The sequence below is a fragment of the Bacillus sp. mrc49 genome (assembly GCF_002803435.1).
Genome location: NZ_PHNG01000709.1, coordinates 243657 through 255337, shown reverse-complemented (window position 1 = coordinate 255337; position 11681 = coordinate 243657). Strand labels below are relative to the sequence as shown.

The 11681-nt window shown below is 39.4% G+C and carries 14 protein-coding genes and 1 pseudogene; 12 read left to right on the top strand and 3 right to left on the bottom strand.

The window, feature by feature from the left end:
• Nucleotides 1-63: 63 nt before the first annotated feature.
• Nucleotides 64-558 carry a helix-turn-helix domain-containing protein gene (locus tag CVN76_RS18330; RefSeq protein WP_332850653.1) on the bottom strand — a complete coding sequence of 165 codons (495 nt, stop codon included), beginning with the start codon at nucleotides 556-558 and terminating at the stop codon, nucleotides 64-66.
• A 351-nt stretch (nucleotides 559-909) separates the two neighbouring features.
• Between CVN76_RS18330 and CVN76_RS18325 the strand changes: the two genes are divergently transcribed.
• From CVN76_RS18325 to CVN76_RS32445, 8 genes and pseudogenes are all read left to right on the top strand, one after another.
• A complete protein-coding gene (locus CVN76_RS18325) occupies nucleotides 910-2061 on the top strand; it encodes an FtsW/RodA/SpoVE family cell cycle protein (protein WP_232732322.1) in 1152 nt (383 codons plus the stop codon).
• A 443-nt stretch (nucleotides 2062-2504) separates the two neighbouring features.
• Nucleotides 2505-3101: a TetR/AcrR family transcriptional regulator gene (locus CVN76_RS18320; protein WP_100532459.1), complete on the top strand. Its 597-nt coding sequence runs from the start codon at nucleotides 2505-2507 to the stop codon at nucleotides 3099-3101.
• A gap of 133 nt (nucleotides 3102-3234) precedes the next feature.
• Nucleotides 3235-4236, top strand: a complete 1002-nt coding sequence (locus CVN76_RS18315) for a DJ-1/PfpI family protein (RefSeq protein WP_442857586.1) — start codon at nucleotides 3235-3237, stop codon at nucleotides 4234-4236.
• A 42-nt stretch (nucleotides 4237-4278) separates the two neighbouring features.
• A complete protein-coding gene (locus CVN76_RS18310) occupies nucleotides 4279-4716 on the top strand; it encodes a hypothetical protein (protein ID WP_100532458.1) in 438 nt (145 codons plus the stop codon).
• Nucleotides 4717-4728: 12 nt separating this feature from the next.
• The gene (locus CVN76_RS18305; protein ID WP_232732321.1) at nucleotides 4729-5343 is read left to right on the top strand and encodes a DUF2306 domain-containing protein; all 615 of its coding nucleotides are present in this window, start codon (nucleotides 4729-4731) and stop codon (nucleotides 5341-5343) included.
• A gap of 336 nt (nucleotides 5344-5679) precedes the next feature.
• Nucleotides 5680-6162: a DUF2975 domain-containing protein gene (locus CVN76_RS18300; protein ID WP_100532457.1), complete on the top strand. Its 483-nt coding sequence runs from the start codon at nucleotides 5680-5682 to the stop codon at nucleotides 6160-6162.
• Between the two features lie 26 nt (nucleotides 6163-6188).
• Nucleotides 6189-6254 (top strand): annotated as a pseudogene (locus CVN76_RS32450) (hypothetical protein); the annotation flags it as partial.
• Entirely contained in the window at nucleotides 6235-6285 is a 51-nt protein-coding gene (locus CVN76_RS32445; protein WP_442857588.1) for a hypothetical protein, read from the top strand. The pseudogene CVN76_RS32450 and the gene CVN76_RS32445, both read left to right, overlap by 20 nt.
• Before the next feature lie 188 nt (nucleotides 6286-6473).
• Here CVN76_RS32445 and CVN76_RS18295 read toward each other — a convergent pair whose 3' ends face one another.
• Entirely contained in the window at nucleotides 6474-6869 is a 396-nt protein-coding gene (locus CVN76_RS18295; protein WP_100532456.1) for a DnaA N-terminal domain-containing protein, read from the bottom strand.
• Between the two features lie 203 nt (nucleotides 6870-7072).
• Entirely contained in the window at nucleotides 7073-7240 is a 168-nt protein-coding gene (locus tag CVN76_RS18290) for an aspartyl-phosphate phosphatase Spo0E family protein (protein ID WP_100532630.1), read from the bottom strand.
• A gap of 421 nt (nucleotides 7241-7661) precedes the next feature.
• Here CVN76_RS18290 and CVN76_RS18285 point away from each other — a divergent pair, with 421 nt between their 5' ends.
• The 4 genes from CVN76_RS18285 (at nucleotide 7662) to CVN76_RS18270 (ending at nucleotide 11600) form a co-directional block, all read left to right on the top strand.
• Nucleotides 7662-9404 carry an alkaline phosphatase D family protein gene (locus CVN76_RS18285; protein WP_100532455.1) on the top strand — a complete coding sequence of 581 codons (1743 nt, stop codon included), beginning with the start codon at nucleotides 7662-7664 and terminating at the stop codon, nucleotides 9402-9404.
• Nucleotides 9405-9467: 63 nt separating this feature from the next.
• Nucleotides 9468-9668, top strand: a complete 201-nt coding sequence (locus CVN76_RS18280) for a twin-arginine translocase TatA/TatE family subunit (RefSeq protein WP_100532454.1) — start codon at nucleotides 9468-9470, stop codon at nucleotides 9666-9668.
• 116 nt (nucleotides 9669-9784) lie between these two features.
• The gene (gene tatC / locus CVN76_RS18275; protein WP_100532453.1) at nucleotides 9785-10519 is read left to right on the top strand and encodes a twin-arginine translocase subunit TatC; all 735 of its coding nucleotides are present in this window, start codon (nucleotides 9785-9787) and stop codon (nucleotides 10517-10519) included.
• A 442-nt stretch (nucleotides 10520-10961) separates the two neighbouring features.
• Complete coding sequence (locus CVN76_RS18270) at nucleotides 10962-11600, top strand: YitT family protein (RefSeq protein ID WP_100532452.1); 639 nt, start codon at nucleotides 10962-10964, stop codon at nucleotides 11598-11600.
• Nucleotides 11601-11681: the final 81 nt, after the last annotated feature.

Below are 11681 nucleotides of genomic sequence, written 5' to 3'. Positions count from 1 at the left end.
TACTCGTACCAATGCCTTCTTTCTATTATTACTCATCCATGAAGAAGTTGGATGGATTGGAAATTAACTTTCTGGGATAATGGTAAGGGCAATTGTCCGAACAGGAGCATCTTTTTCTTTTCCAGAGGCATGGTAGTATTTTGTCATCAATTCATTTAATTCAGTTTGAAATTGCATAAAGTGATCCTCAGCGAGCTTTAATTCCACCATAGAGAATGTTGCAGCATCTTCCTCGCCGTTTTGTTCTTCCACTTGCTTTAGATAATTTTGATATTGCGTCAAAATTGATAACTGGTAAAGGGAAACATAATCACGCTTCTTTGCAGCTGAGGCTTTTTTCCATTCTTCTGCTTTGATTGTCGCTTCCATTTCATTTAAAGCGTAATATTTTTCGGATACGGATTTCACTTTTTTTTCGTTAATGACGCGAATGATTCCAGCATCCAACATAGCTTGTATATGTCTATATAAAGTTGCTTGAGGTACACCTTCGATGATTTTTACCATTTCCAGGGGAGTCATGCCATGTTCTTTGTTTCTCATCAGAACCTGTGAAATCTAATAGCCATTCTCATTATTTATAATAAGAATCAAATATAACTACCAACGAGGAGAACTGCATGGTCAATAAAGCTGAAGTTTTAATGCATCCGGTACGAATGATCACTCACTTTATTTGTGAATTCGGCAATCTCGGCTACCGCAAGGTCAAGAAACCTTCACAAGATTAATATAATAGTGGAAAAAATAGAAAAAAATGAAACAAACGAATGGAAAAATGGTAACATTTAGATGGTGAGTGTTTTGGATGGGAGTTGATAGGTGAAGAGAGGCATAACCAATAATTAAAGTTATCAGAACGCTATGTAAAAGCAGGTACGAAAAAATTGAAAAAGATTCGGTGATTATGTGAATAAACGAAAAAGTTATTTTGATTCCAATCTGGCTCTGTTAATTGTCATATTGATGATTTTCAGCAGCGTTAGTTTATACAGCGCGCAAAAATATGCACAGCTCAATGTAGATTACTTCCAACAGCAAATCGTATGGTTTGTCATAAGTGGTGTGATGGTCCTGATCATTTTTTATTTTGATTTTGAATCTATCATGAAATTGACCCCATATATATATTCATTCGGCATTTTGCTGCTATTGTTCGTCTTATTAGGCCCCGAAACGATTGCCCCGGTAAGGAAGGGGGCGAAATCTTGGATCGAAATTCCTGGATTGGGTTCAATACAACCATCTGAGTTCATGAAAATATTTTTAATATTGATGCTGTCCCATATCCTGACTAAACATATTGAAAAGTTTCCAGTAGGGGATATAAGATTCGATATTAAGCTATTGTACAAGATGGGGTTGCTGGCTGCTCTTCCTATTGGCCTAACCCTGTTGCAAAACGACTTTGGTACTTCATTGGTAATGGCCGTCATCACCATGGGGATTGTCCTCGTATCGGGAATCAATTGGAAGATGATCGCATCCGTGGTTACGGTAGTTGTCGCTTTTATATGTTCCCTAGTAATTACGTTTTTGTATGATCCTAACCTATTATTGGGCTTATTGGATGGCTATCAATTGGATAGGATCAATTCTTGGCTCGATCCTTTTGGACATGGCCAGGGAATCGGATACCAATTGAAGCAATCGATATTGGCAATCGGTTCCGGCATGACCGACGGGAAAGGCTTCAACCAAAGCGATGTCTACATTCCTGAGGCACATACCGATTTCATATTTACGATAGTTGCCGAGGAGTTTGGGTTCATTGGGGCGAGTTTGCTGATATCCCTTTATTTCTTCATTATTTATAAAATCGTTGCGACAGCTCTGAATTCCTCTTTTTTCGAATCCTTCATTTGTGTAGGGGTCATCTCCTTCTTGACCTTTCACATCTTTCAAAATATTGGAATGGTCATCGGACTGATTCCCATCACGGGAATTCCGCTTCCGTTAATGAGCTATGGAGGCAGTTCGGTAATGGCTACGATGATGGGGCTCGGACTCGTATTGAATGTTTCATTGAAGAAGAAGGATTACATGTTTTCGAATGAGTGACAAATATCCTCATGACAGTTCTTAGATCAAGCGATGCTTGGTCTTTTTTTCGTTTAAAAAGCATATAAAATCGGGGATATTGAAACAATGTTACCGATCAGCAGGTTTATTACATGTATGCTTCGTTCACTTCTATTTCACTTAACAAGCCTTAAAACCACTTAATAGTAAGGCAATCATTTTTTATGTTAGGTTTGTCCCTGGCACTTTTAGTCATCTTAACACTTTTAAAAATATTTATTATAAGAGATATTAAATACTTTTCAGCAACGATATGTTGGGTAGGTCCGTTCATGAAACACTGGAAAAAGGGCCTTCTAGTGAACCTTTGTGATGTTGAACAAGGGCGACCACTAAGTGTATGTATTGATACATTTCTTTATAGTTAGGGCGATTATCGATATAATAAACGTAAATCAGTTATATAGAGGAGCAAACAGATAATGACGAAGATTGATGAGACACGGGATCTTATTATTAAGACCTCCTTGGCTTTGTTTAATAAAAAAGGTTATAGTCAAACATCTATTCAGGATATTATGACAGAATCGGGCCTACCCAAAGGGGCAATCTACAGAAGGTTTGAAAATAAAAACGAAATCGCTCTTGCTGCTTTTGATTACGCAGGAGGCATTATTTGGAGTCATTTCTTTGAGTCTACCAAGTCTAAGGGAACAGCAACAGAGAAATTAATTGCTATGTGCCATGTCTATCAGGATGCTGTTCATAATCCGCCTATTGAGGGAGGTTGCCCTTTACTGAATACAGCCATTGAAAGCGATTTTGGTTTCCAGGAGCTTCATGAGAAAGCTTCGGAAGCATATAATCAAACATTAATTTTTATTCAATCTGTCATTGAAGAGGGGATTAGAAGTAAAGAATTTCGTCAAGACGTTAATTCTTATTCACTTGCTTCCTTTCTGTTTTCAACAATTGAAGGTGCAGTGATGGCAAGCCGTTTATCACTCAATAATGATCACATATTCCACAGTATTGAACAAGTTGAAGTATTGTTGAAGCATTACAAGAATGGAAGGTAGGAGGTACTTTTACCTTCCGTTCAATAAATTTTCACATTTCCACTGGTTGCATAACTATGTTTCCTAAGATAGAATATTCTTATTGGACCGGACGGTTCGGTCCGAAAAGATTCGAAAAGCGAGGTATTTATTGATGCATATCCAAGTTGTGTTATTTGATGGTTTTGATCTACTAGATGCAATTGCTCCTTATGAAGTTTTTACTGCTGCGGCGATGTATACCAATCAAGAGTTAACAGTGGAACTAGTAACAGCAGAAGGAAAACGTATGGTGAAAAGCGGTATTAATGACTTGCTGATTCCAGCGAGCGGTAAGCTTGACGTAACTCGCGGCGGAATCATCCTTGTGCCTGGCGCTTCCGGATCAGTTTATGGCGGTGGAGCCGATTCAGTGCCAACGAAGATAAAGCGAGCGACGGAGACGGAATTAAGTAACATGTTAAAATATGCTTTGAATACTTCAGACACACTTGTGTCCACAGTCTGTGGAGGTTCTCTCATTCTTGCAATGAACGGTTTATTAGTAGGTCGCCATGCCGTAACGCATCATATGGGAATGGAATTATTAGCTGCGACGGATGCAATTCCTATTAATGCACGAATTGTAGATGACGGAAATTTAGTAACTGGCGGTGGTGTTACTTCGGGAATTGATGTGGCCCTTTATCTGATTGAACGAGAATTAGGTCCTCGTATTGCGCACGCAGTTGAACAATTATTCGAATATGAACGTAGAGGGACAGTGTGGAAAGCAGTAGGAAATACACCAAAAGAAGAAGAAATTGAAGTAATAATTGCCTCGCCTCGCCTCCCATCTATGAAAGGTGGATCGGATAATACTTTCGTTGGGGAATGGGACACGACTCTTTCAACACCAATTGGTAAGCTATCAGTTCTTTTGAATCTATCTTCTGAGGATGGACGATTCTACGGGACGGCTAAGCAAGGAGACGATGTCACTACATTAGAAAATCTTATCATTGAAGGCGATCGATTAAAATGGTCGATGTTGTCAACAAAGCCAATGCGTTTAAATTTGAAATTCGCTGTTTCGGTCAATGGAGACAGTATGTCTGGTGAAGCAAAAGCGGGAATGCTGCCTTCATCAAAACTAGTTGGTCACCGTGTGTTATAGAGAGTCAAAAAGGATATTTACTAACTAGATAAGGAGTTAAATATGTATCAGTTATTGGTGTTCATTCATGTAACAAGCGCGTTATTTCTTGGAAGCTTTCTTGTGCTTCCTTGGTCGATTAAAACGATATTTTCTCGTACGGGTGATGAGTTTATTGGTTTTCTTCGAATGGCTTTGAGCTTTCTCCGTTCCGGTCACTATGCGCTTATCTTTCTAATGATAAGTGGGGGAGGCATGGTAACAGGATATTCAGCGTTTCCTTCAATCCTCTGGGTGAGTATTGCTGTTGTTCTGCTTTTGTTGATAGGTGCACTGATGGGGATGATTCTCCAAACGTTCAAGGGAATTATTAAAGCAGAACATCCCCGTAATCATTTCGCGGAGAACTTTACAAAGTTAAGAACGATGAGTTGGGTGATGTTTTTAACGATTTTAATTGCCGTTCTAATTATGACGAATCAGAGTTTGCTTAAGGTATAGGAGGAAGACACATTGAAAGATAAAGTAATAAGGACCACCATATTAATTATTCCGTTAATGTGGGTACTCCATACTCTTTCGAAAAACTTTATGGTCGATCCCAATTTTCAAGGGTTTCTGTCAAAAAAAGACGAGCTACTGGCAAATGAATTGTTGTGGGTGATTATGATTCGTATTCACATTATGTTAGCCATAATCTCGCTTTTAACCGGTCCACTTGGAATCATTAAGTCAATTCGGGTCAAGTTTTTAAAATTCCATCGGTGGAATGGCCGTATTTATGTTTTATCAATTGCCTTAAATTACATTCCTGGATTGTATGTGTCATTCTTTGCAACGGGAGGTTGGGTAAGTACTGTAGGCTTTCTCATTTTAAACACTCTATGGATAACCACAACACTACTTGGCTATTCGTATATTAAGAAGAGACAAGTACTTGCCCACAGCAAGTGGATGGTTAGAAGCTATTTTCTTTCTTTTGCCAACATGATAATTTATATAATCGTCGTGATTTCCCACAATGCACTTAGCTTTTCTTACGACACTTCATACACGATAGCAGTTTGGCTTTGCTGGATGCTTAATCTTTCGTTAGCGGAGTTATTTATCAGAAAGAAGATAGTTTAGGCGGATATTGTAAAACGAAAAAAATTGATGATTCGTGATTCAGGTAAATTGTTGAAATCGTTTTCTTTGCCCTTTTATCATTCATAGTAGAGCTTCCTCCTTAAGATGAGTTTTGGTTTGTGAATCCTCTCATCATACTGAGGGGCTCTGTTTTTTTTTGAAGAATAAATGTAATACTCTACAGGAATATTGATGGATCAGGTAGTGGATAAAGAAAAGTTTAAGTCAGGGAGCATTTTTTTGTTAAAGATTTTGCGTAAAAGGATAATTATTTATTGTAAATCGATAAAGATTCCATTAAACTTATGTTGAAGATACTCAAGTGAGGTGCTTTTTATGAAACAAGTTACGACACTCTTTTTAAAGCTAGCAGTTATTTTAATAGCAATTCCCGTTCTTGCCTTGTGCATATTTTTGGTGCCTAAGATTGGGAATTTTGCTGGAGAATTATATCCAGATATTGCTTATATGAAATCTCTCGTTTTAATAGATATGTATGCGGCAGCGATCCCTTTTTACTTTGCTTTGTATCAAGCTTTTAAACTTTTAAGCTATATTGATAAGAATCAGGCGTTCTCGGAATTATCGGTAAAGGCTTTAAAGAATATAAAGTACTCTGCCATCACAATCAGTACCTTGTACCTGCTGGGTATGCCACTCTACTATCTTATGGCGGAAAGAGTCGACCCTCCAAGTTTTAGACCTATCGGATTGGTGATTATTTTCGCCTCTATGGTGATTGCCTTTTTTGCTGCTGTACTCCAAAAACTATTACAAGAAGCCATTAATATAAAATCGGAAAATGATTTAACGGTCTGAGTTGTGTAAAGTTAGCAAAACGAAAAATGAGCGTAACGGAGCTTTCCGAGAGGGGTGGGATTACGCTGGAGAATGTCAACATTAGAAAAAATCTGCGAAGTTTTAGCGTGTCAACCGTGGTGATAGTCTAGAATATCAAAGATATTAATTCATTATCTGGATAAGAAAGAGGATTCGATCTGACGACTAAATGAACTGTGGGCATTTTAAGTTCAAAAAAAACAGCCTGTTGGCTGCCTGTAATTTCAATCGGGGAATCATACCAACGAAGGAGCCTTATGGGATCTTCGTTTCTTTATCTTGTAGTTGCCTTATTTCGCAATGAACCGGATCTCGTAATCTTTGCCGCTGATATCCTTAAGTGAGGATTTTATCGATTCACCGTAGCGCTCTTCTAACCAATCTCTGGCGAATTCATTAGGTGCAACTAATGTCATTAGGCCATTTTCATCCGATGATACGAACACATCTTTAAACCATGTTTCGTAACTTGGCTTGCTGATCTTTTTCTGCATTTGCACTTTAACTAAAGAGAACAAGTCCTGTTCATTCGATATTTCCATATGTATGTGGCCATCTTCCGTCGGGGGTTTCGTTTCATTTTCTCGTGTTAAATGATCGATTATTTTCGTGACACGTCTTACCTCATGTTCAAGTGAAGTTTTTAGCTCTTGTAATTCCTTCATTAATATATCTTTATCATTCATTGTCCGCTCTCCTTGATGTCGGGTTCGTTATTTCCATTGAATTCAGTTCGTGTTCAAGTCTTATGAACCGAAACAGGACCATTATGCATACAGGAGGTCTCTTGTATAGTTGATCCAAGAAAAGATGAGGAGATATTGTCTAGGAGAAGCAGCTGCATGATCTTCTTTGGTGAATCACGTAAACTGCAATTTATATGTTTGTTTTACATTTGCTGAAAACCAATCATTTCTTTTTCATGCCCTAGTAAATTCAATAGTTTATCTAATTCCTGACTAATATGTAAAGTGTTTGGTGCAGTGAATCCATACTTTAATGCGGTGGTTATTAATTCTTTCCTCAATATCTCGATTTTTTCATGTAATGCTTCCATACTATCCAATGCAAAATCCCTCGAGTACTATTTTTTTGGTATAAATTCTATTATTACATAAATTAGGATGTTTTTAAATGAAAAGTTAAGTATTTACTTATTTAAATATTGTTCAAGCCTTTGTAATGACAGCAACAGCCTTTTGGGTCCTGCATTTGACCCAATATCCATTTGTTATTTGTAATGATTCAATTAATGATTCATGAAGAAAAATAGGACGAAGGACTGTCATGATGTGAAGGGGTAGGTAGGTCGATGTCAATATTGGAGTGAACATCAGTATTGCTTTAGTATCGCAGGTACCAAAAGTCATGAATGTAAATCCCTAAATGAGGAATTCATTGTTTAACACTTCTTCATATACCATTAAAAAAATCCTTCTATACTTGAAGCAGATTCAACTATTAGGAGGGAAAGACCCATGAATAATGAGAGAGCAATGGAAGATTTAATGAAGAATTGGAGCGAACTAGGTAAGAATATGGACCGCCGGGATTTTATCGAGGGAGCAAGCAAGCTTGCCGGGCTTTCATTAGGTCTAGCCCTTGCCCAGTCAATGGGCGGGATTGAAGTGAATGCAGCCCCTAAGTTCAGTGATTATCCCTTTACCCTCGGCGTAGCCTCGGGTGATCCGCTCCCGGATGGTGTGGTCTTATGGACAAGGCTGGCACCGGATCCGTTGAATGGAGGGGGAATGCCCAATGAATCCATCTCCGTTAAATGGGAAGTGGCCAAGGATGAGCATTTCAGGAAAATTGTCCAGCAGGGTAAGGAAGTAGCCAAACCTGAGCTTGGACACTCGGTGCATGTGGATGTAAGCGGGCTAAAACCGGATAAGGTCTATTATTACCGGTTTAAAAGCGGCGGGGAAGTAAGTCAGATCGGGAGGACGAAAACACTTCCGTCAATTGGTTCAACTATTTCGAGCCTGTCCTTCGCCTTTGTCTCTTGTCAGCAATTCGAGCATGGATATTATACGGCTTACAAGCATTTGGCAAAAGAAGATCTGGATCTTGTCTTTCACCTTGGCGATTACATATATGAATACGGGCCAAATGAATATATTGCCACAACAGGTAATGTTCGAGTACATAACAGTCCCGAGATCATCACTCTTGAGGATTATCGGAATAGATATGCCCAATACCGCTCCGATACTCATTTAAAAGCGGCACACGCTGCATTTCCATGGGTCGTGACTTGGGATGATCATGAAGTTGAAAATAATTATGCAAATGTCATCCCGGAAAAGGGACAATCCGTCCAGGCGTTCATCAAGCGAAGGGCAGCTGCCTATCAAGCTTATTATGAGCATATGCCCCTTCGTAAATCGTCATTGCCTAAAGGAGCCGATATGCGCTTATACCGGAATTTCTCATATGGTGATCTTGCTTCATTCTTTGTACTTGATTCACGTCAATACAGGGATGATCAGGCAAATGGCGACACCAGCTCACCGCAAACCCCTGAATCTCTTGATCCGAAGCGCACCTTGCTCGGACCAGAGCAGGAACAGTGGCTGACGGATGGTCTTTCAAATTCAAAAACGAAGTGGAACGTGCTGCCGCAGCAAATTTTCTTTGCCCAGCGGAATTATGGAACGCCTGCCGCGCCGAAATTCAGCATGGATTCCTGGGATGGATACCCTGCCGCACGTGACCGGTTGATAGATGTCATAAAAAGCAGCAACATCGAAAATCTGGTTGTATTGACCGGCGATGTACATGCAAGCTGGGCAGCCAATTTGAAACAGGACTTCAACGATCCCAATTCGCGCATTTTCGGCGTGGAGTTTGTCGGTACATCCATCACATCCGGGGGCAATGGGGCAGATGTGCGTTCCGATACGGATAAAATCCTAAGTCAGAATTCTCATATTAAGTTTTTTAATGATTACCGCGGTTATGTCCGTTGTCAAGTAACACCTGAACAATGGAAGGCGGATTATCGCGTAGTCCCATTCGTCACCGAACCAGGAGCCGACATATCGACAAGGGCCTCCTTCGTTTTTGATAAAGACCAAGCGGGCCTACGAAAGGTGGCAGCCGCCCCGGTAACGGATGGTGTCAAAAAAACGAGCGAAGTCGAGGAGGACCGGACGCGCGCACATGGTCGAGCACATGAAAAGCAAAAAATGAAGCAGCGAGGCAAAGTCACGAATTGATGAAGCGTCAAAGGAAAATTGTATGCAAAAAATATATTGAAAAAGGATTGGAAGTGAATTTGGATGCTTTCTAATATTGGGATACCCGGACTAGTCATCGTTCTCGTGATCGCATTGATCATTTTTGGACCGTCGAAGCTGCCGGAAATCGGCCGTGCCTTCGGTCGTACTTTAACCGAGTTCAAAAGCGCAACTAAAGGATTGATGAATGATTCAGATAAAGAGGATGAAAATGAGAAAAAGGCAGCATTAAAAAAAGGATGAAGAGATAAAGCGGGTGGAAAGGCTCGCCCGCTTCTTTTGCTTATCGCAATCGGGAAATGTAAGCCTTTGATGAAGCCATCGATCAATAACGGGATTCTTGAAAAGGAGTGGTGAAGGTGGGGAGCAAGAAAGTACATGTTATGGAGCATATGGAAGAGCTCCGAAGCAGAATCATTAAAACGCTGATAGGATTTGTCGCTGCCTTCATAGTGAGTTTCATTTTCGTACAGGATATTTATGAGGTGCTCATTAAGGATATGGACGGGAAGCTTGCCGTGCTTGGACCAAGTGATATCCTCTGGATATATATGATGATCGCTGCGGTTAGCTCAATCGCTGCAACGATACCGCTGGCTGCCTATCAGTTATGGCGTTTTGTAGCGCCTGCGTTGAAACCCGAAGAGAGAAAAGTGACATTCCGTTTCATCCCTGGGTTGTTCATCTTATTCATAACCGGCATCTCATTCGGTTATTTTGTGTTGTTTCCCATCGTGCTAGGTTTCCTCACCTCCCTATCCGCGGGGCAGTTCGAAATAGTGTTCACTGCGGAAAAATATTTTCGGTTCATGATTAATTTGATCCTGCCATTTGGAGTTTTATTCGAAATGCCGCTTGTGGTCATGTTCCTGACCAGATTAGGAATCATCAATCCGACTGTGCTGAAAAAATCACGCAAGATTTCTTACTTCGCTCTTGTTATCATTTCTATCGTGATTACGCCGCCTGACATCATTTCGGATATTTTGGTCATCATCCCTTTGCTTATGCTTTATGAAATGAGTGTCCAGCTGTCCAACCTGGTTTATAGAAAAAGGCTTATGAGAGAGGGAGCAGCTCTATCTGTAATTTGAAAGGCAGCTACCAATCTTTTTTTAAAAAAACATTTCTTAGGAAATATTTAAAGGAATTCAAAAAAGTTGAGGCGGGTAATCCCCTCAACTTTTTTGAGGGCAAAATAATACTTTTTGAGAAATGATAAGGACAATAAAGCAACAATTCCAAGCATCCATAATGGGTTTTCAGTCAATGCCGGATAAGATGCATAAACATGTCAAGTTTAACCCAGGGCATGTTTATTTATTTTTTTGAAGGAGCGAGGATTCTTAATAGCGAATAATTGTAATCACCTGAATTTAGAACGGCACTCGATCAAAAAACCTGCAATTTAACTCTAGCAACGTAAAATCCTGAATGATTCGAAATAAGTCGATGGAGTAATGAATGTTGATTTTATCATAACAGTATAAATACATATCGAGGTTCAAATCGATATGAAAGGAAAGGTGAGTACTCATGAAAGATTTCATGAAAATTATTGCAGGAAACATTTCCATGACCTTTGCTTATGCTTGCTTAATCGTGCCCAATGAAATTATCAATGGGGGCGTAACTAGCTCTGCGTTGTTATTGAATGCTTTATCGGGCTATGACCTTGCCTTGCTGGCTAATTTAGTTACCGGATTATTGTTAATCATTTGTTTAGTATGTTTAGGTAAAGAGTACTTTGTTAAGTCGATAGTAAGTTCGCTTAGTTATATGTTGTTTTTCAATATTTTTTATTCACTGAATATACGTATTGACTGGAATATCGTTTTAGTCGTTCTAATATCGTCGATTTTGATTGCGGTAGGATACTATCTATGTATAACAGCAAATGCCTCTACTGTTGGTTTTGATGTAATCGCGCTGATTTTACATCATAAAAATGAAAAAATAGATATTGCAGTGACAATAAGGATTATAAATCTAATTGTACTGGTCCTAGGGCTCCTTGTTTACGGTTATTCATCAATCATGAAGGGTGTTGCGTTTACCTTGCTCTTTTCATACTTTTTAAAGAAAATGCTGGATAGAAAGCAAAATTCGCTAAAGGCAGATAAGGATCATACAAAGGATGAAACTTCCAGAGCGAAAGAAAGAAGACACCTTTGAAGGATGTTGTATGTAGGCTCTCCACACATTGCAACTACGATTTCATTTAGTTATCTAAATATTCTGATTTTCAATTGACTT